This is a genomic window from Pseudomonas sp. NPDC088322 (assembly GCF_044740745.1).
Classification (GTDB): Bacteria; Pseudomonadota; Gammaproteobacteria; order Pseudomonadales; family Pseudomonadaceae; genus Aquipseudomonas; species Aquipseudomonas shirazensis.
In genome coordinates this window covers 372,751-398,792 of record NZ_JBIURK010000001.1, presented here as the reverse complement: position 1 = coordinate 398,792, position 26,042 = coordinate 372,751, and the positions used below count along the sequence as shown (strand labels likewise).

At 61.8% G+C, this 26,042-nt stretch carries 32 protein-coding genes and 1 pseudogene; 7 read left to right on the top strand and 26 right to left on the bottom strand.

Annotation, left to right across the window (positions count from 1 at the left end; translation table 11 throughout):
- Positions 1–24 precede the first annotated feature (24 nt).
- The 4 genes from ACIOAU_RS01850 (at position 25) to tsaA (ending at position 2,510) form a co-directional block, all read left to right on the top strand.
- A complete protein-coding gene (locus ACIOAU_RS01850; RefSeq protein WP_101317373.1) occupies positions 25–507 on the top strand; it encodes a GNAT family N-acetyltransferase in 483 nt (160 codons plus the stop codon).
- Positions 508–586: 79 nt separating this feature from the next.
- Positions 587–1,297, top strand: coding sequence for an rRNA pseudouridine synthase (locus tag ACIOAU_RS01845; protein WP_401179594.1), 711 nt, complete (start codon positions 587–589; stop codon positions 1,295–1,297).
- A gap of 49 nt (positions 1,298–1,346) precedes the next feature.
- Positions 1,347–1,808 (top strand): DUF1456 family protein, encoded by a 462-nt coding sequence (locus tag ACIOAU_RS01840; RefSeq protein WP_101317369.1) that lies wholly within the window; start codon positions 1,347–1,349, stop codon positions 1,806–1,808.
- 6 nt (positions 1,809–1,814) lie between these two features.
- Positions 1,815–2,510, top strand: a complete 696-nt coding sequence (gene tsaA, locus ACIOAU_RS01835) for a tRNA (N6-threonylcarbamoyladenosine(37)-N6)-methyltransferase TrmO (protein WP_101317367.1) — start codon at positions 1,815–1,817, stop codon at positions 2,508–2,510.
- A gap of 75 nt (positions 2,511–2,585) precedes the next feature.
- Here tsaA and fpr read toward each other — a convergent pair whose 3' ends face one another.
- A complete protein-coding gene (gene fpr, locus ACIOAU_RS01830; protein ID WP_103436354.1) occupies positions 2,586–3,365 on the bottom strand; it encodes a ferredoxin-NADP reductase in 780 nt (259 codons plus the stop codon).
- A gap of 121 nt (positions 3,366–3,486) precedes the next feature.
- Here fpr and finR point away from each other — a divergent pair, with 121 nt between their 5' ends.
- Positions 3,487–4,413, top strand: coding sequence for a LysR family transcriptional regulator FinR (gene finR / locus ACIOAU_RS01825; RefSeq protein WP_101317363.1), 927 nt, complete (start codon positions 3,487–3,489; stop codon positions 4,411–4,413).
- On the opposite strand, the gene ACIOAU_RS01820 is transcribed toward finR, so the two are convergent.
- From ACIOAU_RS01820 to ACIOAU_RS01810, 3 genes are all read right to left on the bottom strand, one after another.
- On the bottom strand, positions 4,410–4,781 hold the full coding sequence (locus ACIOAU_RS01820; RefSeq protein WP_178080749.1) for a diacylglycerol kinase: 372 nt from the start codon (positions 4,779–4,781) through the stop codon (positions 4,410–4,412). The genes finR and ACIOAU_RS01820 overlap by 4 nt on opposite strands.
- 63 nt (positions 4,782–4,844) lie before the next feature.
- The gene (erdR, locus tag ACIOAU_RS01815) at positions 4,845–5,495 is read right to left on the bottom strand and encodes a response regulator transcription factor ErdR (RefSeq protein WP_101317359.1); all 651 of its coding nucleotides are present in this window, start codon (positions 5,493–5,495) and stop codon (positions 4,845–4,847) included.
- A gap of 76 nt (positions 5,496–5,571) precedes the next feature.
- Complete coding sequence (locus tag ACIOAU_RS01810; RefSeq protein ID WP_401179587.1) at positions 5,572–6,282, bottom strand: tRNA-uridine aminocarboxypropyltransferase; 711 nt, start codon at positions 6,280–6,282, stop codon at positions 5,572–5,574.
- 191 nt (positions 6,283–6,473) lie between these two features.
- Between ACIOAU_RS01810 and ACIOAU_RS01805 the strand changes: the two genes are divergently transcribed.
- The gene (locus ACIOAU_RS01805; RefSeq protein WP_101317355.1) at positions 6,474–6,893 is read left to right on the top strand and encodes a quorum-sensing-regulated virulence factor family protein; all 420 of its coding nucleotides are present in this window, start codon (positions 6,474–6,476) and stop codon (positions 6,891–6,893) included.
- Between the two features lie 19 nt (positions 6,894–6,912).
- Here the strand turns inward: ACIOAU_RS01805 and ACIOAU_RS01800 are convergent, their stop codons facing one another.
- Positions 6,913–7,101 (bottom strand): hypothetical protein, encoded by a 189-nt coding sequence (locus ACIOAU_RS01800; protein ID WP_101317353.1) that lies wholly within the window; start codon positions 7,099–7,101, stop codon positions 6,913–6,915.
- A 235-nt stretch (positions 7,102–7,336) separates the two neighbouring features.
- Between ACIOAU_RS01800 and ACIOAU_RS01795 the strand changes: the two genes are divergently transcribed.
- Positions 7,337–8,455, top strand: coding sequence for an LOG family protein (locus ACIOAU_RS01795; protein ID WP_401179583.1), 1,119 nt, complete (start codon positions 7,337–7,339; stop codon positions 8,453–8,455).
- Between the two features lie 10 nt (positions 8,456–8,465).
- On the opposite strand, the gene recX is transcribed toward ACIOAU_RS01795, so the two are convergent.
- The 21 genes and pseudogenes from recX to ACIOAU_RS01690 form a co-directional block, all read right to left on the bottom strand.
- Positions 8,466–8,936, bottom strand: coding sequence for a recombination regulator RecX (gene recX, locus ACIOAU_RS01790; RefSeq protein WP_101317349.1), 471 nt, complete (start codon positions 8,934–8,936; stop codon positions 8,466–8,468).
- 3 nt (positions 8,937–8,939) lie between these two features.
- Positions 8,940–10,001 (bottom strand): recombinase RecA, encoded by a 1,062-nt coding sequence (recA, locus tag ACIOAU_RS01785; RefSeq protein ID WP_101317346.1) that lies wholly within the window; start codon positions 9,999–10,001, stop codon positions 8,940–8,942.
- Positions 10,002–10,103: 102 nt separating this feature from the next.
- Positions 10,104–10,586: a CinA family protein gene (locus ACIOAU_RS01780; RefSeq protein WP_101317344.1), complete on the bottom strand. Its 483-nt coding sequence runs from the start codon at positions 10,584–10,586 to the stop codon at positions 10,104–10,106.
- Between the two features lie 59 nt (positions 10,587–10,645).
- Positions 10,646–11,143, bottom strand: coding sequence for a lysis protein (locus ACIOAU_RS01775; protein WP_258197111.1), 498 nt, complete (start codon positions 11,141–11,143; stop codon positions 10,646–10,648).
- Positions 11,140–11,688 (bottom strand): glycoside hydrolase family 19 protein, encoded by a 549-nt coding sequence (locus ACIOAU_RS01770; RefSeq protein WP_101317340.1) that lies wholly within the window; start codon positions 11,686–11,688, stop codon positions 11,140–11,142. The genes ACIOAU_RS01775 and ACIOAU_RS01770 overlap by 4 nt, the downstream gene beginning before the upstream one ends.
- Before the next feature lie 81 nt (positions 11,689–11,769).
- Positions 11,770–12,804, bottom strand: coding sequence for a phage late control D family protein (locus tag ACIOAU_RS01765; RefSeq protein WP_401179577.1), 1,035 nt, complete (start codon positions 12,802–12,804; stop codon positions 11,770–11,772).
- Between the two features lie 21 nt (positions 12,805–12,825).
- The gene (locus tag ACIOAU_RS01760; RefSeq protein ID WP_401179574.1) at positions 12,826–13,035 is read right to left on the bottom strand and encodes a tail protein X; all 210 of its coding nucleotides are present in this window, start codon (positions 13,033–13,035) and stop codon (positions 12,826–12,828) included.
- Positions 13,010–13,855, bottom strand: coding sequence for a phage tail protein (locus ACIOAU_RS01755; protein WP_101317334.1), 846 nt, complete (start codon positions 13,853–13,855; stop codon positions 13,010–13,012). Before ACIOAU_RS01755 ends, ACIOAU_RS01760 begins: the two co-directional genes overlap by 26 nt.
- A gap of 9 nt (positions 13,856–13,864) precedes the next feature.
- The gene (locus ACIOAU_RS01750) at positions 13,865–16,099 is read right to left on the bottom strand and encodes a hypothetical protein (protein WP_401179571.1); all 2,235 of its coding nucleotides are present in this window, start codon (positions 16,097–16,099) and stop codon (positions 13,865–13,867) included.
- A gap of 125 nt (positions 16,100–16,224) precedes the next feature.
- The gene (locus tag ACIOAU_RS01745; RefSeq protein ID WP_101317330.1) at positions 16,225–16,527 is read right to left on the bottom strand and encodes a phage tail assembly protein; all 303 of its coding nucleotides are present in this window, start codon (positions 16,525–16,527) and stop codon (positions 16,225–16,227) included.
- 10 nt (positions 16,528–16,537) lie between these two features.
- Positions 16,538–17,047 carry a phage major tail tube protein gene (locus ACIOAU_RS01740; RefSeq protein WP_101317328.1) on the bottom strand — a complete coding sequence of 170 codons (510 nt, stop codon included), beginning with the start codon at positions 17,045–17,047 and terminating at the stop codon, positions 16,538–16,540.
- A 13-nt stretch (positions 17,048–17,060) separates the two neighbouring features.
- The gene (locus ACIOAU_RS01735) at positions 17,061–18,227 is read right to left on the bottom strand and encodes a phage tail sheath subtilisin-like domain-containing protein (protein WP_401179566.1); all 1,167 of its coding nucleotides are present in this window, start codon (positions 18,225–18,227) and stop codon (positions 17,061–17,063) included.
- Positions 18,228–18,312: 85 nt separating this feature from the next.
- Complete coding sequence (locus ACIOAU_RS01730; protein ID WP_401179563.1) at positions 18,313–18,711, bottom strand: hypothetical protein; 399 nt, start codon at positions 18,709–18,711, stop codon at positions 18,313–18,315.
- A gap of 1,805 nt (positions 18,712–20,516) precedes the next feature.
- A pseudogene (locus tag ACIOAU_RS01725) lies at positions 20,517–21,368 on the bottom strand (phage tail protein); the annotation flags it as partial.
- Entirely contained in the window at positions 21,361–21,969 is a 609-nt protein-coding gene (locus ACIOAU_RS01720; RefSeq protein WP_401179560.1) for a phage tail protein I, read from the bottom strand. The gene ACIOAU_RS01720 and the pseudogene ACIOAU_RS01725, both read right to left, overlap by 8 nt.
- 1 nt (position 21,970) lies before the next feature.
- On the bottom strand, positions 21,971–22,852 hold the full coding sequence (locus ACIOAU_RS01715) for a baseplate J/gp47 family protein (RefSeq protein WP_401179557.1): 882 nt from the start codon (positions 22,850–22,852) through the stop codon (positions 21,971–21,973).
- Positions 22,849–23,175, bottom strand: coding sequence for a GPW/gp25 family protein (locus ACIOAU_RS01710; RefSeq protein WP_101317315.1), 327 nt, complete (start codon positions 23,173–23,175; stop codon positions 22,849–22,851). Before ACIOAU_RS01710 ends, ACIOAU_RS01715 begins: the two co-directional genes overlap by 4 nt.
- Before the next feature lie 100 nt (positions 23,176–23,275).
- The gene (locus ACIOAU_RS01705) at positions 23,276–23,836 is read right to left on the bottom strand and encodes a phage baseplate assembly protein V (RefSeq protein WP_101317313.1); all 561 of its coding nucleotides are present in this window, start codon (positions 23,834–23,836) and stop codon (positions 23,276–23,278) included.
- Positions 23,833–24,333 (bottom strand): hypothetical protein, encoded by a 501-nt coding sequence (locus ACIOAU_RS01700; protein ID WP_181088539.1) that lies wholly within the window; start codon positions 24,331–24,333, stop codon positions 23,833–23,835. The genes ACIOAU_RS01705 and ACIOAU_RS01700 overlap by 4 nt, the downstream gene beginning before the upstream one ends.
- A 2-nt stretch (positions 24,334–24,335) precedes the next feature.
- Positions 24,336–24,683 carry a phage holin family protein gene (locus ACIOAU_RS01695; RefSeq protein ID WP_401179552.1) on the bottom strand — a complete coding sequence of 116 codons (348 nt, stop codon included), beginning with the start codon at positions 24,681–24,683 and terminating at the stop codon, positions 24,336–24,338.
- 462 nt (positions 24,684–25,145) lie between these two features.
- On the bottom strand, positions 25,146–25,883 hold the full coding sequence (locus tag ACIOAU_RS01690; protein ID WP_150572037.1) for an XRE family transcriptional regulator: 738 nt from the start codon (positions 25,881–25,883) through the stop codon (positions 25,146–25,148).
- Between the last annotated feature and the right edge of the window lie 159 nt (positions 25,884–26,042).

The following is a 26,042-nucleotide window of genomic DNA, read 5'->3' as shown; positions in this document are numbered from 1 at the left end:
CAATCAGCACCAGAGACTGCCGCGATGCCAGCCCTGTTCACCCTGCAAACTCCTCGCGCCAGCGACTACCCGGAACTGATCCGCGTCTGGGAAGCTTCGGTCCGCGCCACCCACGACTTTCTCCCGGATGCCTACATCCTGCTGCTGCGCGATCACATCCTAGCCAAGTACCTCGATGCGGTCATGCTGATCTGCTGCAAGGACGTGCGTCAGCGCATTCTCGGCTTCGCCGGGGTCGCCAATGGTCAGGTCGCCATGCTCTTCGTCGGCCCCGAGCACCGCGGCAAAGGTGTCGGCAAGCGCCTGCTGCGCCACGCCATCAGCGAACTGAACGCCGACCATCTGGACGTCAACGAGCAAAACCCGCAGGCGCTGGGCTTCTACCTGCACGAGGGCTTTGCAATTATCGGACGCTCGGAGCAGGACGGCCTCGGTCAGCCGTATCCCTTGCTGCACCTTCGTCTGCGCGACCGCAGTGGCGACCACGGTGCTGACAAACACCGTTAAAGCAGCAGATTCCCGGCCCTCAACAACGCGCGGGCAGGTACAATGGCAGGTCTTAATCTGCCTTTAGCGAATCGTCTCCATGTCTGAACCCGTACGCCTGTCCAAACGCCTCATCGAGCAACTCGGCTGCTCCCGCCGCGAGGCCGAGCAGTACATCGAAGGCGGCTGGGTGACGGTGGATGGCCTGGTCGTCGAGCAGCCCCAGTTCAAGGTCGAGGGCCAGCAGGTCGCCCTGCTGCCAGGGGCCCGCGCCGAGGCGCCGGCACTGGTGACCTTGCTGCTCAATCAACCCGCCGGGATGGATCCGGAAAGCGCCCGCGCGAGCATGGTCATGGCTACCCTCAGCGAAGCCCACAGCCAGGATGTGCGCCCGTTGCACAGCCACTTCACCCGGCTGACCTGCATGGCGCCGCTGGAGCGCGGCGTCAGCGGCTTGCAGTTGTTCACCCAGGACTGGAAGGTCAGCGGCAAGATCGAACGCGACCTGCGCAAGCTCGAGCAGGAATTCATCATCGAGGTGCGCGGTGAAGCCACCCCGCAAGCCTTTGAGCGGCTTGCCCGTGGCGTGTCGCGCAATGATCGCGAACTGCCCAAGGCCAAGGCCAGCTGGCAGAACGAAACCCACCTGCGCATGGTTGTGAAGAACCCGCAGCGCGGCGATATCAGCGACCTGTGCGCCAGCCTGAAGCTGGAGATCGTCAGCATGCGCCGCATCCGCGTCGGCGGTGTGTCGATGGGCAAGCTGCCGCTGGGCCAATGGCGCTACGTAGCAGCAACCGAACGTTTCTAAGGAATACCGCCGCGCCAGCTCGGCGCGGCTTTGAACAGGATTTGCAACAATGAACCACAATGACGTCCTGCGCAGCATGCGCTACATGCTCAAGGTCAATGACGCCAAGATCATCGAGATCGTCGGCCTGTCCGGCCTTACCGTGTCCGCCGACGAAGTCGCAAGCTACATGAAGAAAGAAGAAGAGGAAGGCTATGTGCGTTGCCCGGACGCAGTCATGGCGCACTTCCTCGATGGCCTGGTGATCCATCGCCGCGGCCGCGACGAGTCGCGCCCACCGCAGCCGATCGAAGTACCGGTGACCAACAACGCCGTCCTGAAAAAACTACGGGTCGCCTTCGAGCTTAAAGAAGACGACATGCACGCGATTCTGAAGTCGGTCGACTTCCCGGTGACCAAGCCAGAGCTGAGCGCCCTGTTCCGCAAGGCTGGCCATGACAATTACCGCCCGTGCGGCGACCAACTGCTGCGCAATTTCCTCAAGGGCCTGACCCAGCGCGTGCACGGCTGAGTGAGCATGCAGCATAGCGTTGCGCCGGTTGGCATTGTCCGCTCCTGCTTCAAGGAGAAGTTCGCCATCCCCCGCCAGCCTCAGCTGGCACCGGCGGCGCGTGGCGTGCTCGAGCTGTTGCCGCCGTTCGATCAGGGTGATGCGGTGGCAGGCCTGGAGCAGGTCAGCCATGTCTGGCTGCTGTTTCTGTTTCACCAGGCGCTGGAAGACAAGCCACGGCTCAAGGTCCGCCCTCCCCGCTTGGGCGGCAACAAGAGCATGGGCGTGTTCGCCACCCGCGCCACGCATCGGCCCAACGGTATCGGCCAGTCAGTGGTGCGCCTGGAAGGGGTAGAGCCTGGGCGCTTGTTGCTGTCCGGGATCGACCTGCTCGACGGCACGCCAGTGCTGGATATCAAGCCGTACGTGCCCTACGCAGATTGCGTCAGCGATGCGATCAACCTGATGGCCAGCGCGGCGCCTGCACCGATCAGCGTGGCCTGGGCTGATGCGGCCTTGCTGCAAGCCCGTGAGCACGCGCTGCGCCTGGGTGAGCCGCTGGTTGAGCTGATTGAGCAGTGTCTGGCCCAGGACCCGCGTCCGGCCTACCAGGTACCGCCACCGGAGCGCGTCTACGGGGTCAAGTTCTGGGATGTACAGGTACGCTGGCACTACCCGCAACTGGACCGGATCCAGGTGCTGGAAGTCACCCTCGACAGCTGACCGCAGGCGGCCACCGGGCAAATCTCAGGCATAAAAAAACGCAGACCTCGGTCTGCGTTTTTTGTCGCGCTCGCCTTACTTCTCGACGAAAGCGCGCTCGATCAGGTAGTCACCCGGCTCGCGCATCCGCGCCGACACCTTCAGACCGAAGCTGTCGAGCACTTCGCTGGTTTCATCGAGCATGCTTGGGCTACCGCAGATCATCGCACGGTCGTCCTGTGGATTGATCGGTGGCAGGCCAATGTCGCTGAACAGCTTGCCGCTACGCATCAGGTCGGTCAGGCGGCCTTCGTTTTCAAACGGCTCGCGGGTAACGGTTGGGTAGTAGATCAGCTTCTCACGTACCGCCTCACCGAAGAACTCGTTCTGCGGCAGGTGCTCGGTGATGAACTCGCGGTAGGCGACTTCATTCACGTAGCGCACACCGTGAACCAGGATCACTTTTTCAAAGCGCTCGTAGGTTTCCGGGTCCTGAATGACGCTCATGAACGGCGCCAGGCCAGTGCCGGTGCTGAGCAGGTACAGGTGCTTACCCGGGTTCAGGTCATCCAGTACCAGGGTGCCGGTAGGCTTTTTGCTGATGATGATCTCATCGCCTTCCTTGAGGTGCTGCAGCTGCGAGGTCAGCGGGCCATCCGGCACCTTGATGCTGAAAAACTCCAGATGCTCTTCCCAGTTCGGCGAAGCAATCGAATAGGCGCGCATGAGCGGACGGCCGGTTTCTTGCTGCAGACCGATCATCACGAACTGACCGTTCTCGAAGCGCAGGCCCGGATCGCGGGTGCACTTGAAGCTGAACAGGGTGTCATTCCAGTGGTGAACACTGAGGACACGTTCGTGGTTCATGTTGCTCATCTAAGGTGGCTCCTGAAGAAAGACGCAGCGCGGACCAAGCGCACAGTTACGCAATAGTTTAGGGGCAGCGACGATATCTGTTAAGTTGATTATCAAGATATGTCTTATCGGTTATATAGATATGCGTTTTACACTTCGTCAACTGCAGGTTTTTGTCGCGGTAGCCCAGCACCAGAGCGTGTCCAAAGCCGCCGGCGTACTGGCTTTATCGCAATCGGCGGCCAGTACTTCGGTGACCGAACTGGAGCGCCAGTCCAGCTGCCAGTTGTTCGACCGCGCCGGCAAACGCCTGAGCCTCAATGCACTGGGTCACCAATTGCTGCCCCAGGCAGTGGCCCTGCTCGACCAGGCCAAGGAAATCGAAGACCTGCTCAACGGCAAGTCCGGTTTCGGCTCACTGTCGGTGGGGGCAACCCTGACCATCGGCAATTACCTGGCAACCTTGCTGATCGGCAGCTTCATGCAGATGCATCCGGAGAGCCAGGTCAAACTGCATGTACAGAACACTGCGCACATTGTGCAACAGGTTGCCCACTACGAAATTGATCTGGGTCTGATCGAAGGTGACTGCAACCACCCCGACCTTGAGGTGCAGCCGTGGGTCGAGGACGAGCTGGTGGTGTTCTGCGCACCGCAGCATCCACTGGCCAAGGCTGGCCGGGCAGACATTGCCACACTGTCCCAGGAGGCGTGGATCCTGCGCGAGCAGGGCTCGGGCACGCGGCTGACGTTCGATCAGGAAATGCGCCACCACCGCGCCAACCTGAACATCCGCCTTGAGCTTGAACACACCGAAGCGATCAAGCGCGCAGTCGAGTCGGGGCTGGGCATTGGCTGTATCTCGCGGCTGGCCCTGCGCGATGCATTTCGCCGTGGCAGCCTGGTCGCCGTGGAAACACCGGAGCTGGATCTGTCGCGGCAGTTCTACTTCATCTGGCACAAGCAGAAGTACCAGACCTCAGCCATGCGCGAGTTTCTTGAACTGTGCCGCAACTTCACCGCCGGTGTGCGTCGCAGCGACGAGATCGTCCTACCGCCGATTGCCTAGAGCAGGATCACGCCCCAGACCAGCGCCACCATCAACAGCGACACGAACTGGGCAGCGCTACCCATGTCCTTGGCGTTTTTCGACAGCGGGTGGCGGTCCAGCGAGATGCGGTCGATGGCCGCTTCGATCGCCGAATTGAACAGCTCGACGATCAGCCCGAGCATGCACACGGCAATCATGATGGCCCGCTCGGCGCGGCTGACCGGCAGCCAGAAGGCAGTTGGCACCAGCACCACATTGAGCAGCACCAGTTGGCGAAAGGCCGCTTCGCCTTTGAATGCTGCGCGCAGCCCATCCAGCGAATAGCCGGCGGCGTTGAAGATACGTTTAAGGCCGGTCTGGCCTTTGAATGGCGACATGGGTGTCATTTCACGAGAAAAAGGCCAGAAGGCTAGCCGGAGCCGGGTCAAAAAAGCGTGAAGCCGCAGGTTTTAATTGCTGGCAACTGATTCAAGCTGTTGCAGCAGCAGCGCGGCCTGGGTCCGGGTACGCACGCCGAGCTTGCGGAAGATCGCCGTGACGTGGGCCTTGATGGTCGCCTCGGAGACGCTCAGCTCGTAGGCAATCTGCTTGTTCAGCAAACCTTCGCAAACCATGGTAAGCACCCTGAATTGCTGCGGCGTGAGGCTTGCCAGGCCTTCACTGGCGGCTTTGGCTTCGGCTGAAACATCGACTTTCTCGAATGCCTGTGGCGGCCACCACACCTCACCATCGAGAACTTTTTGCACGGCGTCCTGGATCTGCTCGAGGGTGCTCGACTTGGGAATGAAGCCACTGGCGCCAAACTCGCGCGACTTGACCACCACCGCCGCTTCTTCCTGGGCCGAGACCATCACTACCGGAATCTGCGGATACTGCCCGCGCAGCAGAACCAGGCCGGAGAAGCCATAAGCGCCTGGCATGTTCAGGTCGAGCAGGACCAGATCCCAGTCGGACTTGTCGCCGAGGTGGGTTTCCAGCTCGGCGATGCTCGCCACCTCGACCAGCCGCACGTCCGGGCCCAGGCCCAGCGTGACCGCCTGGCGCAAGGCGCTGCGAAACAGCGGGTGGTCATCAGCGATGAGGATTTCGTAAGTGGCCATCGATCAATCGATCCTGTTCTGTGCCGAGGCACGGTGCTCGTCATTATGAAGCAAACCCGGCCGGCTGCCCCTTGGACTATAGAAAGGTATGCAAGCGCTGATGCGGTTCATCCTGCAGGTCCAGCGGCAAATGCCGCTTGGCGCTCAGGTAATGCAAGCTGAACACGTCCAGATAGGCATCCAGTGCTTGCGCCGCACGCACGTCACCAGCCAGTTCCAGGCACATCGCCGCCACTTCGGCAGTGCAGAAGTGATCATCGCGCTTGGAGCGGCGCAGCCGGTAGCGCGACATCTGTTCGGCTTCCAGGCTGAGCACCGGGAAGCGGTCCAGATACGGGCTTTTACGGAACATCTTGCGCGCTTCGGTCCAGGTCGCGTCGAGCAGGATGAACAGCGGTCGCTTGCCGGGCGGCAGGCTGACCTCATTGACCACCCGCTGCTCGGCGACGAACTCGCCGGGGAAGACGATGTACGGTTGCCACTGCGGCTGTTCCAGCAGCGCCAACAAGGCGGGATCGACCGCCGTGCGCTGCCAGCCAAAGGCCGAGGTGTCTTCGATCAAATCAGCGATCAACCAACCGGTATTGGTCGGTTTCAATGGCTCGGTGTCATGCATCAGCAGGCACACGCCCGCTTCAGCCGTGACGGTAGGCTTCAGCGCACACAGGCAGTGACTGGCAATGACCCGACAGTGGGCGCAGCGCACCGCGCGCGAACCACGGGCTAAAAAGGGTTTGACGCTACGGGCCAGGCGCTCGGCGCGCAGCCGCGCCACCGCATGGCTCACGAGGCCACACCGCAGGACAGATTAACGATGATCACTTCAACAACTCGGCACAAATCGAAGGCGCCAGTCTATCAGAGCAGCGCTGTTTTGCCGTGCAGCGCCTGCGCGCCTTATAATCAAGCACTCGGCGCCAACGGAACGCCAGCCGCAGGTGCCGGTCAAAGCGCCAGTCATTGAATCAGGAGAGATCCATGCTGCGTGTTATCGTCCCGACCTTGAGCCTGCTGCTCATGTTGCCCATCGCAGCTCAGGCCGCGTCCAAGCAAGAGTATGAGTTGACTCAGTTGTTGCAGAAGGTCGCCAAGGAAAGCAGCGTCGGCACCCCTCGCGCTATCAACGAAGACATCCTCGATCAGGGTTACACCGTTGAAGGTAAAGCGCTGATCAACCACCTGAGCGTACGCCAGGAGCATGCCGAGCGCATGCAGAGCAACCCGCAGCAGGTGCGCAGCCAACTGGGCGACAGCGTTTGCCGCAACAATGGCTACCGTCAGTTGCTGTCCAAAGGCGCGGTGCTGGTTTACCGCTTCACGGTGTACAAGAGCAACAGCCCGGTCATGGACCAGGCCTTTGATGCTGCCAGCTGCACGGCCGGCAACAAGAAGAAGTGATCGTCTGCCGCTGACGGCCTCACTTGGCGCGCCGCTGCTCGTCTTCAGCGCGCAACTCTGCCAGCAACGCCTGCAGATACCTCGAGTGCCCTTCTGCGCCGCCCAACCGGCGCCGGCACTCGACTTCCAGACTCCAGTGATGCGCGCGCGCAGCGTTTTCCAGCAGCCGGTATAGCTGTTGGTCGACTTCGATAACCAAACGATGCATCTGGCCACCTCCCGCGCCTGGCGCTGTGCTGCTGGTTGCAAGTGACTGCCCCGCACTTCAAGTGAACAGCATCGCACTGGCAGTGGCTCGCGTCCCGACCAGCGGACTGCTCCAGCACAATCACGCCACAACGTCTAAATTGTTATTCAGCCCTTGTGCCTTTTTGCCAAGCCCGGCCCATGCGCCGCCTGGTAGAAACCGGCACTGAAGGTCCTGCTGCACAAGGAGGAGTTGTATGCCCTACCAAGCCAACGAGCTTCTGTTGACCCACTTCAAGAACAGCGGCATCGATCTGAGCAACATCGACCTACAGTTACAACAGGTGGCTCCCAACAGCACCAACCTGCCGCTCTACCGCGACATGATGCTGACCGTGCTGCGCATGGCACAGGACGACAGCAACCGCTGGAACGCCAAGATCACCCTGCAGGCCCTGCGCGAACTCGACCACGCCTTCCGCACCCTCGAGCGCTACCGTGGTCGGCGCAAAGTCACCGTATTCGGCTCCGCGCGCACGCCGCTGGAGCACCCGATGTACGCACTCGCCCGCGAACTGGGTGCCTGCCTGACGCGCAATGAGCTGATGGTGATCACTGGTGCCGGCGGCGGCATCATGGCCGCGGCACATGAGGGTGCCGGCACCGAGAACAGCCTGGGATTCAATATCACCCTGCCCTTCGAGCAACACGCCAATGCCACCGTCGATGGCACCGACAAACTGCTGCCGTTCCACTTCTTCTTCATCCGCAAGCTGTTCTTCGTCAAGGAAGCGGACGGCTTGGTGCTCTGCCCCGGCGGCTTCGGCACGCTCGATGAGGCACTGGAAGTCCTGACCCTGATCCAGACGGGCAAAAGCCCATTGGTGCCGGTGGTGCTGCTGGACTCTCCCGGAGGGACGTTCTGGCGAGATTGCCTGACGTTTATCAGCCGGCAACTTGAAGAGAACCACTACATTCTGCCCCGTGACCTGAAGTTGGTGCGGCTGGTGCACAGCGCTGACGAGGCGGTGGAAGAGATCACCCAGTTCTACAACAACTACCACTCCAGCCGCTGGCTGAAGAATCAATTCGTCATTCGCATGCATCACCCGCTCAGCGAGGCCGCGCTGTTCGACGCCCAAGAGGCATTTGCCGATCTACGCCTGAGCGGCACATTCCAGCAGCAAGCCGATGCCAGCGCAGAACACGAAGTGGATAGCTTTGATCATCTGACCCGGCTCACCTTCGCCTTCACCGGGCGTGACCAAGGACGCTTGCGGGAGCTGATCGACTTTATCAACCTTAGCGAAAACTGGGCCAGGCCAGAGCCGATACAAACCACTCAACGAGCCCGCCAAGCGCTGAAAGCCAGTTGATCAGGGAAATTCAGTAGTCGTCCAGGTCTCGGCCGTTCAACAGGCGGCCGACCATGTCCATGGCAAAGCCACGGTAGACCAGAAAGCGGGTTTGCTGTGCGCGAGTGCGCGGATCATGAGGGAGCTGCCCGGCAAACTTGCGCTGCCAGACATCCTGCAACCGTGAAGCCCAGTTCACCCCGCTGTCACGCAGGGCCTGCTCGACATCAGCACGGTTGAGGCCACGCTGGGTCAGCTCTTCACGAATACGTGCAGGGCCATAACCGGCGTTGGAACGATAGGCAATGAAACTCTCGAGATAACGGGCTTCACTGAGTAAGCCGTCTTCGGTGAGCCGATCGAGCGCAGGCTCGATCAGGTCATCTGTAGCACCGCGCTGACGCAACTTGCGCGTCAGCTCCACGCGACCATGCTCGCGGCGCGCGAGCAGGTCCATGGCTGTCCGCCGAACCGCAACCGGGGTGTCGAGTACGGCGGGCATCGGTCAAGCTTCTGCGTCGGCGTCGGCACCCGCTGGCTCGGCAGCAGCGGCTGCTTTGCCGGCTGCAGCAACAGCACCCAGGTTGAGCAGCTTGTCGCGGATCTGCTTCTCGAGGTCTGCACCAACGGCCGGGTTGTCTTGCAGGTACTTGGCGGCGTTGGCCTTGCCCTGACCGATCTTGTTGCCCTGGTAAGCGTACCAGGCACCGGATTTCTCGATCATGCCGTGGGCAACGCCCAGGTCGATGATCTCGCCGTTACGGTAGATACCCTTGCCGTACAGAATCTGGAATTCGGCCTGACGGAACGGCGGCGAAACCTTGTTTTTGACGATCTTGACGCGGGTTTCGCTGCCGACTACTTCGTCGCCTTCCTTGACCGCGCCGGTACGGCGAATGTCCAGACGTACCGAAGCGTAGAACTTCAGCGCGTTACCACCGGTGGTGGTTTCCGGGCTGCCGAACATCACGCCGATCTTCATCCGGATCTGGTTGATGAAGATGACCAGGCAGTTGGCGTTCTTGATGTTGCCGGTGATCTTGCGCAGCGCCTGAGACATCAGACGTGCCTGCAGACCCACGTGCATGTCGCCCATTTCGCCTTCGATTTCAGCCTTGGGTACCAGCGCTGCCACGGAGTCGATGATGATCACGTCTACTGCGTTGGAACGCACCAGCATGTCGGTGATTTCCAGCGCTTGCTCGCCGGTGTCCGGCTGCGAGACCAGCAGGTCTTCGACGTTGACACCCAGCTTGCCGGCGTACTCTGGATCCAGCGCGTGCTCGGCATCGACGAAGGCGCAGGTGGCGCCGGCTTTTTGCGCTTCAGCGATGACCGACAGGGTCAGCGTGGTTTTACCCGAAGACTCTGGGCCGTAGATTTCGACGATACGGCCTTTCGGCAGACCGCCAATGCCCAGCGCGATGTCCAGGCCCAGCGAGCCGGTGGAAATAGCAGGCATGCCCTGGCGATCCTGATCGCCCATGCGCATGACCGCGCCTTTACCGAATTGACGTTCGATTTGACCCAGGGCCGCAGCCAAGGCGCGCTTCTTGTTGTCGTCCATTGAAATCCTCACGTGATCGACTGGCCCTGACGGCCCGAATAACTGTATAAGTAGCCAGTATTATTCCACAGCAAGGCGCCTGAGCAAACCCCTGTTGGCAATTTACTCGGTGCCAAGCTGTAACAAGCCGTCTAGCGCGGCGATCACCGTTTGTCGGCGCACCGCTTCACGGTCGCCGGCAAAGTGCTTGCGCACACTGCTGACGCGGTCGCCATCAGCCCAGGCCAGCCAGACGGTGCCGACCGGTTTCTCTGCTGAACCGCCGCCTGGCCCGGCCACACCGCTGACGGCCACGGCAAAGCGCGCGCCACTGGCGGCTTGCGCGCCCCGCACCATGGCTTCGACAACCTCGCGGCTAACCGCGCCCACCTGCTCGAACAACTGCGCTGGCACGCCCAACTGGCGAGTCTTCTGGCTATTGGAATAGGTCACGTAGCCGGCCTCGAACCACGCCGAACTGCCGGCAACCCGCGTGATGGCCTCGGCGATGCCGCCACCGGTGCAAGATTCGGCGGTGGTGACCTGCGCATTGAGCTGCTGCAGGTGCTCGCCCAGACTGCTTGAAAGAACGGTGATCGGGTCCATGGTCGGCTCCTGACGGGAATGCGCCCTACCCTATCACCCTGAGAGGGTCAGACAAGGGGTCAGCGTGTGAGTTCGCGGACGTAGTCCTGGCAGGCACGCAATGTGATCAATCCGCGGTCGCCGAAATCGGTGATGGCGATAATTCGTCGAGCATGCGCTGGCTCAAGTCGGGCGCGTACGGCGCCATGATCCACGCTGCCGGGGGCGCTGGCGGCGGGCACAGTGGCGCAAGCGCTGTCGCGCTCGACCAGAACCGACAACCGCAGATCAGCAGTGGCAAGCCGATCACGCAAGCGAGCCTGAATTTGTTGGGCATCGGAAAGCTCCTGAAAATATCGCGATTCGCTGGCCTGTAGACGCTGCTGCAGGTCGTGCTGTCGGGCGCGCTCGGCGAGCAGCTGATCGGCCAGTGCATCAGCCTGCTGACGCATCTGTTGGGCGTGGCGGGTAGCCTGGTCGGCCAACTGCCGACCGTAACGCCACCCCTGGACCTGCCAGGCCAGCAAAGCGGATGCAAGCATGAGCAGCAGGCAGAGCCCCAGCCAACTGCGGCTCAACAGAGCACCTCGCGTGCTCGCGCCCACAGCGCCAGGCGATCGTCCAGGCCATTCAGGCCGCCATTGATAAGACGGGTGATGCGGTTGAACTCGCCGCGATCCGCCAGCGCGTTGAGCCCGCGTGAATGCCAGAACCAGGCCGCCGACTCGCAGGCCCAGCGCGGTTGTTCGAGCAACTGCGGCTGCGCCAGCAAGCGCTCATCGCCAAACAGGGCCCGGCTACAGGCCTGATAACTGTTGCGGCCGGTGATCTGAATCAGGCCGCGACCGCAGTACAGCTGGCCATCACCGTCAGCCTGCGGCGTATTACCCAGACGCCGCGCAAGGCTGCCGGTGTCGTAACGGGATAGGTAGCGATCGCCACCCAGCTCCTTCACATAGCGCAGTTGGCCGGATTCATGGCCGATCTGTGCGAGAAACGCCGCGATGCGCCTCGGATGATCGATTTGCCAACGCGGCAAAGCTTCGTTGAGCGCTGCGAGAAAGGTGCCGACCCGCTGGCCGGCGAGGGGAAATATCTGGCTGAGTTGGCCTTCGGTAAGCATGCTGCACCTCCTTGTTTAACAAAAAAAGCCCAGGACGAGGTCTTGGGCTTGAGCCGCGACGATGAGCCGCGCACACGTTGCTCAGACCTTGATAGCCGTGCCTCGCCGCGGCGCGACGCCCTTACTGTTGGATTTGCCCTCGCTGCCTCCATTGCAGTGCACCGTGGTCTGCCAACCGCTGTTGGTGAACAGCTGTTCAACTGAATCGATCAGGTACAGCCCGTCCAGCCCGGCGCAGAAGCCGCTGGTTTCGATGCTGCGCTCGGCAAACAGATCGGTTCGTCCGGCCATCTCCAGGCGCAGGCTGGCGGTGCCACGGTTGAAGCTGGCCAGCCGCGCCCTGGCGGCCTGTTCGGCAGCGGCGCGATTGGGGTAGACGTGGCGGTCGGTATGCACCGGCTGGTCGTCCGGCGACACCGCGCTGTTAGCCAGCTCGACCACCTGCAGCGCGCCGCTGGCAGGGTCCTGGTGACGGGTACGTACGGCCTTGTGGGTCTGCTGGTCATCCAGCCGAAACTGCCATTTACTGACCATGCTGCGGTCAAGCGTGACCACGCCAAGCGGCTTGCCGCTGGCGCTCTTGCCAGCCTGGCGAGGCAGCACCAGCAACTGGCCGTTGGCAAGTTTGGCGGTGCAATCGTAGAGCCGCGCCAGACGCGTGATGAAGGCCAGATCAGACTCCGCGTACTGGTCGACCCGCGCGACCAGCACGGTCAGCGGGCACACCGCCTGCCAGCCGTTACGCGCAGCAATTTCACTGACGATCCGTTGCAGCGGCAGTGCTTCCCAACTGCCGCTGCGGGTGGTCTTGCCGCTGCCGCAAAGGTCGCTGGCCTTGCCGCGGATGACGAGAGTGTCAGGCGGGCCGGACAGCTCGACTTCATCGACCGTAAAGCGCCCAAGCCGGGTCAGCGGTTGCCCGGCATAGCCGAGATGAACCTCGATCGAGGCGCCTCGGGAAGGTAATGCAAGTGCGCCGTCGCGGGCGTCGATACGCAGTTCGAAATCATCCGACTGCATACCCGGCTTGTCGCTGGTGCGCAGCAGTAGCAGGCGCTGGTTGATCAGCGTGGTGATGTCGTTGCCGTCGGCAACGATACGAAACTTTGGTTGCATGGGGGTGGCTCCGAAGCAGGGTCAGTCCCACAACTGGACCGTTGTGCCGGCGGCGGCGTGCGGGAGCTCTGGCAAACTGATCAGCACCCCGCCGGCAAACGGCTGAGTCTCATCTGCCAAGCCGGAGTTGGCCGCCAGGACTGCCTCGACGCTGCCGTTGAGGTGGCCGTAATAGTGCTGGCAGAGGCTGTCGAGCAGGTCCCCCTCAGACGTCATGCAGGTCTTGCCCATAGCTGATGAACTCCAGTGAGAAGGTTTGTTTACGCGGGATTCCGCCGGCCAGCAGGCTGCTCTGCTCTTCTTCAACGCTGGTCAGGCACCAGTTGCCAAGCACCTCGCCGTACCCGCTGATCAACGACAGCGGCAGCAATTGCCGACCGATGCTGCGCAGTGCCTGCAACTGGCCGAGCCCGCCTTTGAAGGTGGGGAAGATCGCCCCACGGATACTGATGGTCTCCTCGCCGAGGCCCACCGCCTGTTGCGCGCTGGCGCGGCTTAGGCGCTCCTGGCCCGCCCAGCGAAAGCGAGTCTGCCGCCGCAGTTGGTCGAAGGCGGCGGTATCCAGGTTGAAGTAGTACGCCGCGGCGCCGGGCTTGAGCGGTTGCAACACGAGCAGGTGGGCAAACGGCTTGACCGCCTCCGCTGCCGGGGTACTGTCGGGGGCGAAGCCCAGGGTCGAGAGTGCGCCGGTAACTGCCGCGCGCACGCCCCCCACCACCCGACGCACCGCGGCCCCGGCTTTGTCCACTTGCTCGGCGAAGGTGCCGAGGCGATCACGCACCTGGCGCACCACGCTGAGGGTCTGATCGTATTTGTCGATGACCTTGGCCACCTTGGCCTGGGCCGAGGTGATTGCGCGCAAGCTGCGTTGCAGGCGCGCACCGATCGCCGGCCCCACTACCGGCAGACCCTCCAGGCTGGCGACGGCGCCTTGTACATGGTCGATGGCCTGATCCATCGGCTCGAGCATGGCGTCGGCACGCCGACGCCCCGCTTCGCCCGCCTTGACCAGCGCGTGCAGGCCAGCCTGCAGCTGTTCCTGATAGTTCATGAGTGGTCCTCAAATTGAAACGTGGGGTGTTTCAAACATCTGCACTGCGCGGGCCTGACGCATCAGCTCTTCCAGCTGACCACGGGCTATCGCCTCCAACTGGTGCAGCGTGCTGGGGTCATAGAGGCTGTTGTTGAAGGTGACCGGCATATTCGCGGTGAAGGTGACTTGCTGATTGATAGTGGGAGTGGGTGCTGTTGGCGCGGTCTGTGCGGGATCGGTCAACAGCGTTGGCTGCTTGGCGCACTCGGCCAACGATCGGGACGCGTCTCCAAGTGATGTCGCCGGGTCGGATTCGCGATGGGCCGCAGCCTGCTCTGCTGGGGGGGTGTCTGAGGTCACGAGCCTGGCCAACCAGCCGCCAACCTGCTCGCCACCCATGCTCCCAAGCACGCCGCCAACCAGCCCGCCGATGGCGGTGCCGATCACTGGCACCACCGAGCCGATTGCAGCGCCCGCTGCAGCGCCGGCCAAGCCTCCGCCCAAGCCGCCCAGAGCAGTGCCATAGCCTTCGAGCTTCTGCTCAGGCGTGGCATTACTGCTGTAGGTGTCGGCGAGTTGAAGGGTGGTGCCCAGCAGCGCCAGGCCTGGCAGCTTTTTCAAGACTGTCTGTGGCAGGCCGAGAGGTGAGCTGGTGCCGACCTTGGCAGCGCCACGTCGCGACCGGCCTGGCGCAGTACCTGAAGCACTTTTCCGGCCACGCTTTTTGTTTGAACGAGCAGGTGTTGCAGCGGGCCGATCTTTGACTGGCATCACACTGAATGCTGTTGCTGCCGCAAGACTGAGCGCCCGACCAAGTCCAGCTGCTCGCGGCCGGGCGGACGAACGGCCAAATGTAACGGCAGTAGGAACAACTGCAGACTGACCCAGGCGGCCTAGACAACTGCAGTCAAGTTTCGGTGACGTCGTATTCCTCTCAACTTTCTTATCGTGTGGCTCCTGTCCCTGTTGCCCTGCAACTGCGGGGTTTGCTTCATCTGCTTGCGCGGCTGCTTGGGCTTTGGCAGCAGCCGACTTTGGCTGGTCCTGGAAAGAATTGAACACGTCGCGGCCTACCAGTCGACCCAACACCTCACCCAAGGCGCTGCCGACCGACGCGGAGCGCTGTTGAACTCGCTCTTTCTTGGAAAAAAGGACTCCCAATGCTGTTCCGATTAATTTCCCGCCGAACCCTCCCGCAACTGCACCAACCTCTTCGGCTTGCTCCTTGCCATCCTCGCCTGTGGCCCATGCCTTGCCAACACCGAGCAAAGCCTCGAACGCGTTGTCCTTGAAAACTTTTTTCCCGGCCTTTACCGCCTGCTGTTGATCCTTTGCGGGAGCTTGTTGGCTCAATACATGGCCTACGCCAGCAACAATGGTGGCAACTGCCGCATACACTGGCAGCGTATTGGCTTGTTCAGCCTCTCCCGCCGCAGCCGGTGCGAGTTCCTCCGCTCCCGCAGCGGAGCGCTGCTGCGAGTTGGATGAGTCATCCGCCGGCGAGCTGGATGTCCGCTGATCGACCAAAGCCAGTCCAGAAATTGCGTGGTTCAGCCGGGTCAGGTTTTGATGCAGGCGACCTAGCTGATCGTTCACAGGAGCTAGCTTAAGACGCTGTGCGCCTGGCCCCTGCAAATGATCCGGCTCGGTCGAACTACCGATTCGGCGCCCCGGTTCAAGCACAGGCCCGACACCGGTCCACGCGCCGATGATCAGACCGAGCCGGGTGGTATCCATTTGCTTGCGTAACAGATCGATGCTGATGCGCAGTGCGTCAAGCGCAGCCCCCAGCGGCGGGCTGAAAGACCCACTTACTTTAGGCGTTTCGAGATTCGGCGCCCCCTCAGCGGAGCGCTGCTCTGGCACGGGTGAGGCACTCTTCCCAAAGGGATATTTCAAAGGCGCGCGCCACTGCGCTGGCTGATCCTGCCGCTTGACCCAGATCAGGCCGGATATCACCTGGTCCAGCCGGGTCAAGTTTTGATGCAGGCGACCCAGCTGATCGTTCACAGGCGCTAGCGTCAGACGCTGTGCCTCTGACCCCTGCGAAGGGTCCGGCTCGGTCGAGCTGCCGAGTCGGCGCCCCGGTTCAAGCACAGGCCCGACACCGGTCCACGCGCCGATGATCAGACCGAGCCGGGTGGTATTCATTTGCTTGCGTAACAGATCGATGCTGATGCGCAGCGCGTCAAGCGCAGCCCCCAGCGGCGGGCTGAAGTTGACGCTGCGCCCCAGGTTGAATGGCCCTATTGTCTCTGCCATGGCTTACTCCTGCTCATTCCGAAAGCCACCAGACCATGTCGCTGTACGACATGGTCATGATTTCGCTCGCGGAAAAGTTCAGCTCCTTGGCCAGCCGCTTGGCAGCGGCCTTGTGCCGGACCGGGTCAAAGTTCGTCGTCCTGCACCAGGCGAAAATAGCCCGCCTGCAGACGGCTGTAGTCCTTCAGGGCCAGGCCTTCGAGGTCCTTGATACCGACCTCGGCCAGCGAGGCGAACAGGTTCAGCTCACGCTGTTCGTCATCATTGGCGCCACCCGCCTGGGCGTTGCGGATATCGCGCACGGTGGGTGCGCGCAACGACAGGCTATCGACCTGGACGCCGTTGGCCTGGCTGGGCCGGGACAGCTGCACGCTGACGCGTTCAGCGCTCAGGGTCAGCCATTGCGGCAGTTTTTTCGCTTGAGCCATGGGCTTCTCCTTAAAGGCCGAGCGCAATGCGTTGCGCAGTCAGTTGATCGACACCATTGATCACACGCTTCATACCCAGCGCATCGATCTCGTAGACCAGTCGGCCATCGACTTCGAGCTTGTAGTAGGTCACGGCCACGCTGTGCTTGATTTCAGCTTTGTCACCGGACTTCCAGTCGCCCATATCGACTTCCTTGAGGGCGCCGCGCAGCGTCACCACCACCGGATTGATCTTGCCTTTGAGGCCTTTGAAGGCGCCGCGGAAGGTGCCGTTGAAGCCACTGCCATCGGCCAGGCCGAAGAACTTCAGGGCGTCGCGGCGCACACCGGTGGTGGTGAACGCCGCCTCCTGTTTCTCCATGCCTTGGTCCATTTCGACCGGCATGTCCATGCCGCCTGGGCGGTGCTCTTCCATTTTCAGGGTGAGCTTGGGCAGGGTCAGGCTGGGTACATCGCCCTGGAAGCTGACGCCATCGACGAACAGGTTCAGGTTGGCCAGGGTTTCGGGAATCATTGCCATGTAGATGCGCTCCTTAAGCGACGGAATCGAGGACTTCGGTCAGCCACTGATTGGTGACTTCAACGCGGAAGTTGGGGTTTTCAGCAGGTGGGACGTCGGTGAAGCGGATGTTCCAGTACACCTTGCCCTGCTCGAGCTGGCTGGCAGTGTTCAGCTCAGGGTCGGCGAACACCTCGAAATTGATGATCGCGCCCTGGTTCTTCAGGTCGCGCATGAACGCCTGCAGGCCCTCGGTGACGTCCTTGACGTAGGTCGCGGTAATGGCGCGATCGACCGCCCATTTGTGGCCATAGAGGATCGCGTCCATGACGATATCCATGGTCCGTACACGGGTGACGAAGGCCCACTTCGCGTCGGCCGACAAGGTGCGGTTGCCCCACAGGCGGAAGCCGTCGTCGCGAATGATGGTGGCGATGTTGGCGTTGTTGAGCAGGTTGGCTCGGCAGGTTTCGTCACCGTCGAGGAATTCGATCGGACGACCGGTGCCGGTGATACCGACGAATTCCTTGTTCGATGGCGAGGCCCAGAAGCCGTACTCCGCGTCGGTCCAGGCGAACAGCCCAGCCACATACGCCGAGCCTGGTGCATCGACCGTGGCGTTTTTGCTGGTGTCCCAGTACTGCACACCCGGATCAACCATATAGGCGCGCTTGGCGCCGAACTCGCCGGCGTAGGCGATGACCGCTTCATCGGTGGTGTTGGGGCCGTCGATGATGGCAATTGCGCGCAGCTTGTCAGCCAGCGCGATCAGGGCAGTAGCGACCGCCTGGGTCGCGCTGTGCTTGGGGGTGACCAGCAGGCGCGGCTGGGCGTTGAAGCGGCTTTTGCCGTCGAGAAGCGCCTGCAGGCCGGTCCGCTTGCCGTCCGCCAAGGTGCCGCCGATGATCGCCGAGGTCTGCTCGGCCGCGTCCTCGAGCTTGGCCACGCCGCAGGCGACAATCACCGCCTTGGCACGGGTAAAGACGGCTTGGCAAGCCTTGGTGATCGCCGCGTCAGGGCCAAACGCGGCAAGCGCCTCGCGCTCGCTGGTGATCAGCATCAGATCATTGGGCTGCGCGGTAAGCGCTGGCGCCGGGGTGAAGGTATCGACCAAACCAATGATCGAGGACGACGGCAAGGCAATAGTGCGCGCGCCGGTGTCAACGTTTGTTACGGTAACGCCGTGAAAGAAGCCAGACATAGACTCTCCAGATATGAAAAGGCCCCGCGTCAGCGAGGCCATTAGGGGTACAGCAGAAAAGAAAACGCCCCGTCGGTGCGGGGCGTTATTGGGATTGGTCGGCGATCCAGGACGGCGCGACCGGCCTGTGCTCGACGACGGGAAATTGATCTGACTGGGGCCAGTCGCGCAGATCCTGCAAGTAGGCCAGCAGCTCGGCGAACTGGTCGGCTGACAGGGTGGTTTCGCGGTCCAAATCCTGCTCGTCGCGGTGACGGTCGCGCAGCCATTGTCGTGCCGCCAGCTCAGCGTCGCGCCATTGCCTTTCAGCGCTCGTTCGCTGCTCCAGCGTCTCAAACGGCTCAACAAAGGCCCCATTCTCGAACAGCCAGCCGGGCCGCACCTCGGATTCACACGCCTGCCAATTTAGGTCAGGGTGATAGCGCCCGTCAGGGTCAATATCCGTCGTTTCCATAACGACGCCATCCTGTATCAATGCCCACATACCGATCACCACTGAATGATTACGTTGCCGCCGGCACCGACGCCGCCGTTATAGCCGTAGTACGCGCCCGAACCGCCGCCGCCTGGGCCTACTCCGCCATTGCCTGGGTAGTTACCTTGAGTACAGCGACCGCCCGGGCCACCACCCGATCCGCCCACCACGCCATAAGCGACTTGGCCTACACCAAGGCTGGAAACGAAATCGCCACCACTGCCTACACCCCCACCCCCGGGGCCGTTTGGCGTACCACCGGGCGAGTTCCCCATGCCGCCGACCCCGCCAGTCGCAGACAGGTAAGTACCAAAAGACGATGTAGCGCCGGTCTCGCCCGACTCGCCAGCAACAGTGGCCCCGGCACCGCCGGCACCGACGGTAACGGTTACGCTGGTCACTCCAGTCAGATCGACCAGCTTTTGCGCGAAGCCGCCGCCCCCGCCGCCACCTGACCCTTGGCCAGCGGTACCAGAGCGCCCACCGCCTCCGCCGCCCCCGATCACCGTCACCCAAACCTTTTTCACGCCAGGGGGCACGGTCCATGTGAAGACGCCAGAATTGGTCTTGTAGACCTGCGTGCCGCGAAAAGGTCCATGACGGCTGGTAGTGACTTCTTCCCAATCGGTCCAAGTTCTCCCCGAGGTTAAAGTGCGTATAGCTTGCTTAACATCGCCGCCAGCAAGCCCCGCGCTCAAGGTCTGTACCAAGTGACCAGAAGCGCCAAGCCCACCGACTACCATGCAGTGACGCTGGGCCGTATTCCAACCCGCAGGCAGGTTCAACAGTCCCGAAGCGGCAGTCAGGTAGTTACCCGGAACCTGAAAACTGTTCATATCCACTTCAGTGGTGACAATGGCGGAGCCTGCGCCAAACGAGCCGACAGTGAGCATTGCGCCTGGCGTTACATCGGTTTGACTTGTCTGCTTAGGAGTGTTGCCGGAATGCCACTCATCACGCCAGGGCGTCCAGGTTCCGGAGCTGGACATGGTGCGCTTGGCATAAAGTGGCGCATGACCATTGGCCAAGCCACCAGTGATCCGCTGAATTAAGTAGTTCTCGTTACTAAAGCCCTCAACAACCACTACATAACGGTGCGTTACCGGCCAACCCTCTGGCAGGTTGAGGAGCCCTACAATTGGCGTCGTGTAGTTACCAGGAATGACATAGTTGTTCATGTCCTTCTCAGTACTCAGGAGGCCAGCGCCAACGCCGAACGATCCGACGGTAAGCATGGCGCCAGAGGTCTTGTCAGTTAGGTTTGATTGCTTTGGCGTGTTCTGACTTGTCCAGACCTGCGCCCATTCACTCCAAACGCCACCATTGTTACGAGTGCGCATGAAGGTGAGTGGTACCACCGTGGTTACAAGAGAGTCCCAAATCTGGGTGGCCATATTGCCACTCCAGCGCTCTACATGAAGGATGTTCCCGTTCGGAATCGCACCAGTACCCAAACCGCTTGGATAAATCGGCTTGGTGCCAAGGGTGGTACTCGTCACCATGTACGAGCCACCTTCAACGATATTGTTGATGTTGGCGGCCACGTTCTCGCCACTGGCCGCACCTAAACCATAGCGAGCCATCAATGAACGGACGAATGCAGTCGTCGCCAACGAAGTGTCGTTATCAGTCACGGGCGGCGTCGGCGCCTTGGGGTCGCCGGTGAAACTTGGACTATCAAGCGGCGACTTGAGGGCCAAAGCTTGGTCAATCTGGGCCTTGGTGTACACATCGGTCAGGCCGTAGCCGGAAACCGTGGTCGGGTTGCTCGCAGCGGTTACGCGCCCATAGGCGTCGACCGTCACGCTGCGATAAGTACCAGCGGCCACACCGGTGCGCCCAAACGCCATTTCAAACGCCAGCGCCGTGACGCCCAGGGTAATCGGCGCATCGGTCACCAACTGCCACGCGCTGTCGCCGTTGGCGGTGCCTCGCTCGACCAGCACCAACATGCCCGGCGTCACCTTGGCACTGGCGTCAGCATCGGTGCAGCGCGTCCAGGCGCCGCCGGCAACGACCAGATACAGGCCGTTGTCCCTGCCGGCCGCCTGATTTTTCACCAACACCCGCGCCCCGGCCGTGAGCGGCACGCCGTCGACCGTCTGCAGGCCGCTCAGTGTGATCGCGGCGGTGGTAGCCGCAAGAACAGAGTATTTGAAGTCCTGCCGGGCCAGTTCCTCGGTCACCCATTCTCGAGTGGCCAGCACAACGCTTGGGTCAATCTTGAGCTGCACATTGCTGGCACTCTTAACCATCAGATTCAGGCGCAGCACTTGCGTGCGTCCAGACCCCTGACTCATCAGCGGCTTGAAGGTCGGCGGGCAGTTGGCCACCGCCACCATATCGCCGTCCGCATCGTATAAAGCGATTTCGCGAATCCACTTACCGCCCACGTCGGCGGGAATGATCTGCTCAGCGATGATCACCGCCGCGTTATTGGGGTCGACCTTCAACTGATTCAGCGGCGCGCGGCGCCACTCGTTCAGCAGCGCTTTTTGACTTGAGTTCGGCATGGGCAACGCCGGGTTGTCCAAGCCGGTAGGATTTCCGTCACCTACCCCCATTTGCGAAAAAGTCCAAGCAATGCCCAAGGCATCCGCGTTGGCCTGCTTGGCGGCCCCGACGTCAGTCAGGATCGCGTAAAACTGCGAAGTCTGGTCAACCATAGTTAACGTCCAGATAGTCAATTGTGTGATCACGACCGCCACGACCAATCTCGCCACTGACATCAAGGTCAACAGCCTGCGGCGGGTATACGTCGAGTGTTTCGCCGTCGAAGACGGCTGTAGCCAGGCATAACGCGCCCCTGCTTTCCAAGCTGATGGCGAGCCCCGTCATATGCCGACTGACCGGCCGAGCGTCATCGATCAGCGCCGACAACTCGGCATACGTCTGCTCACTGATGCCCGCATCGGAAACGCCAATCTTCAAAGCGAAGGTTCCAGGCACAGCAGCCGGCTTGGCCTGCCACCACTCCTCCACTTCAATCAGGTAGCCAAACGGCTCGACCACACGCCGAAGTGCGCCAAGGGTGCCTTTGTGGGCATGTACGAAGAACGACGAGCGAATCACCGATCGCTTGATCGCGTCGCTCCAACTGTCGTCCCAGCGGTCGACCGACCAGGCCCAGGCAAGTTGATAGAGCAAGTGCGGCGGGCAGTTTTCGGGGCTGTAGAGCAGGCGCAAGTCGACCTTGAGGTCTTCATCGCCTGCGGCTTCGATGGCGCATTCCAGCGCGGTGCGGTTGAGCGGCAGCAGGCTGTCCATATCAGCCGCCCCGCTTCAGATCGAAGCCCGTGCACCACGCAGCCTGGGACTGGCTCGGGCGGATGTCGGCCCAGCCGCTGAGCTCAACCCGACTGACCCCACCAATGTGCAGCTGTGCATCGATCCCGGAGCGTGCAACTTCGACGCCCAGGCGTCGACGCGGGTTGATCCAGGCTTGCAGCCGACGACGGCACTCGGCGAGCACCGCCTCCGACTCAGGGCCGCTGTCAGCGATGTAAAGGGTGGCATCAATGCGGTACGGCAAGACCTCGGCGCTACGCACGCTGACGCGGTCGGCTACCGGGCGAATGTCATCGTCATTGAGGTACGCGGCCACCTGGGCCAGCAACTGCACATCTGCTACACCGTTGCCCTCCAGGCTCAACACAGTGACATCGACGATCGCGGGCGACGGGCTCTCGGCGGTTGCGTCAGCGACCAGCCCCGAGGCGTTGCGAGCGTGCAGGATGTAACTGTTGCGCGGCCCGGCAGTGGTGAGCCCCTCGTAGACCAACTGCACCCGCTCGCGCAGTGCCGCGTCAGACTCGAACAGTGCCTCGAGCGGCGGTACCTGAGTCCGGTCTTCAGTCTGGATGAGCAAACGCTGCAGGCTGACATTCGCCGCTAATTGGTCGAGGTCGCTGCCTTGAGCGTAAGCCAACAGCAGTGCCTTGGCCGCGTCGTTGATGCGTGCCCGGTTGAGCAATTTGCGGTAGGCCCCGACTTCCAGCAGCTTGCAGACCGGGTCACTTTCAAGCTGTGCGGTCCAAGCGTCCCCCAGATGCGCGCGAAAGGTCTGCAGATCAGCCTGATACAAGGCCTCGTAATCGAGGTCTTCGAGCAACTGAGGTGCTGGCAACTGGGCCAGATCGACTTGGCTCATACCTGCACCTCGAGCATGGCTTCAGTGCCCAGGTAGCGGCCACGCAGGCTCATGCTGACCTGACCGCCGATTACCGCAATCACCTTGACGCGCTCCAATTGCAAACGCGGTTCCCAACGTCCCAGAGCACGGGCGACTTCAGCTTGGACGGCGCTTTTCCAACCTTCGTTGACCGGCAGGTCGACGTAGCGGCGCAGTTGGCTGCCGTATTCCGGGCGCATGCGGCGGCTGCCGAGGGGGGTAGAAAGGATGTCTTCAATCGATTGACGCAGGTGGGCGATGCCGGCCAACGGCTGGCCGGTGCGCCGGTCCATACCGATCATGGCGCACCTCCAGGCGAGGGCCGGACAGCAATGGTCGAGCCCCATGGGCAGGTTTGCATAGCAGTCTCCTGACAGAAAAAAACCCGCATCGGCGGGTCTGTTAATGTTTGTGATTGGCCGTGTTGCCGGCCGTGTCGATGATCTGGCCGCCACCATTGATGTCGCCGCTGACCACCAGCGGGCCCTTGATCGAGACGCTACCGGTGAGGGTGATCGCCGCTGCGTCAAGGCTGATGGCGCCGTCGCTGACCTGCAGCGTGCTGGCCCCGACCCGGATGCTGGCGTTGCCGGTCGGCAAGTGGATGTCGTAGCGCCGTGCTTGCCAGTCGTAGGCCAGTGAGCCGCCATCGGCGAAATGCCACACTTCAAGATGGTCACGGTTATCTGGTGGGCTCCCCGCATTGCCATACAGTCCTGGGAAGAACGTGCCCTGGGCCGGCTCGCCGCTGGGACTCAACAGCACGCCCTGCTCGCCAATACTTGGCGCGCGCCAGTGGCGGGCCTGGCCTGCCGCCAGTGCATGCCAGCGCAACCAGGCGCTGCTCCAGCCGCTGCCATCCGAGACCCGTACCCGCGCAGCGGCAGGGTCCACCGCCACGACGCGGCAAGGGATGACCAGGCAGGCCAACATGCGGTCGTGCATTGAACTTGAGTAACTCATGACAGTTCCTGTGCAGGGAAGTAATTGCCCTCGTTGCCAGGGCCGGTTTCCGGGCTGATCCCCAGCATCAACTGCCCAGGCGGCTGGTCGGGCCAATCCCAGCGTGGCTCGCCGAGCAGCACCGGCTGGTCCCAGCGCACCGTCCAGCCACTACCGTCGAACTGAGCCTCGACATTGCGGCTCGCTTCGACGAAATCCAGCTCCCAGAACTGCTGGCGCAGCACGTCGATCAATTGCGCTGCAAGGAGGCTGCCCTGCAGACGCGCCTCGGCCTGGGCGCTATCCGCCGCGGTAATGTCCGCCTCGAAACTGGCGAGCAGCACCGAGCGCCCATCGCGGGGGGCAGGGTCGGCCGTCATGCGCACCACGCCATGGCGCAGTGCAGGTAATGCCGTGCTATTTCCTACAGATGAATATGCATCGACTGACGCAAGTTCCGGGATCGCCTCACGAATGGTTGCGGTCACTGCCGCGTGTAAGGTTGTCAGTTCGCTCATGTTCAGGGCTCCTCTCGCACATCTGCCCGCGCGCCGTCGCGCAGCCCAAGCCGCTTGGCTGCCCAGCGTTCATAAAGGCCGATGGCAACATCGGCTCCCGCCATCGCCGTCAGGCAGCCAAAGGCGCTGGCGCTCCAGATCGACATGCCGCTGGCGTACAGCAGCATCACCGTCGACACGCCACAGATCATGCATGCCCCGGAACGCAGCGCCAGCCGGCGCATCAGCGACCAGCCTTTTGCTCCAGCCTTGTCGGCCCGCCACATTTCGCCGGAAACACCGCCCAGCAACGCCAGGACGATTACCAGCCAGAGCGGCATTTCCAGTAACGCTTGTTGCTCGTTCGTCACTGCCCTGTCTCCTGTGTGATGCCCGCCGACGACTGTCGACAGGTCGGTTTACGCTTAAACTCGGCATTCCAAAAAGCCCGCCATCGCCGGCTTTTCAGTAATGCGTGGTCAACCGCAGGCCACTACTGGTGACACCTGCGGTCATGTCCAAAACTGTTAACTCCGACCGCGGCCGCCTGCCCGCCGGAAAACTGTTCGTGGTGCTTTACGCTGCACACCCGGGCCAGTTGCCAACCCTCTGAACAGTTGAGGCCTGTTCATCGCTGCCTTTGCAACAACCGGTTTCTGCCCGGCTTGAGAAACACGTTATGCGCATACGCATATGCAGTCAATGCATTTATTCATAGAATTTCACATGAGGATTTGCTGATATGCATGAAGGCCATGCATCACGCTGGCTGTAGGACTTTTCTGCAGGCGAAAAAAAACCCGCCGAAGCGGGTTTGTTCTGACGATGTTCACTCAGCGGGCGTACATCCCCCACCAGAAGACGTGGCCCAGCAGGCTGATCTGCTCATCCTGCATCTGCTGGAAAGTGTAGTCCTCGTCGGGGTGCTCATCGCGGTTGAAGCTGCGCAGGCGGATGCCGGTTGGCAAGCGATACACCTGCTTTACACGCAACTGGCCGTTGTGATTGATGGCATAGAGGTCGCCGTCGACGATATCGCCGATCGCACATTTACCGGTATTGACCCCTACCGTGGCGCCATCACGCAGCACCGGCAGCATGCTGTTGCCGCGCACGGTCACGCACTTGGCGTTGTCGAACTGGACGCCATTATGGCGCAGGCTACGCTTGCCGAAACGCAGGCGCGCACGCTCGCTCTCTTCGATGACGAATCTTCCTGATCCTGCTGCCAACTCGACCTCGCGAAGAAAGGGCACGCTAACCTCGTCGTCCTCGACGGGGGTTTCGTCGTCCCACAGGCTGATATCGCTCATGTCGGCATGACCATGAGCCGGCTGCGCCGCTTCACGCGACTCGCCGAGTTCGGCGCGGCCACGTAACTGGTCGGTGCTGACGGCGAAATACTCGGCGATTTTGGAGACGTGCTTGTCTGACGGATCAACGATCTTTTCGCTGAGAATCCGCGAAAGCGTGGATTGGGGAACGCCCGTGCGCCGGTGCAGCTCCGTCGGAGACAGGCCGTGGCGGTCGAGCAAGGTCTTGAGTACGGAGGCTACGTTGCGTTTTTGCATAAGCCGCATAATGCAACGAGTTGTGCGCAAATGCAATTGATGCGGCAGCGCACCGGCCAGCCTGCGCTTGGCAGAGCGCGGCAATCCAATGGCGTATCGTCCCTGCATCGCCGGGCAAAAGTCTGTAACATTGCCGGTTTCAAAATCGCCCACCGAATC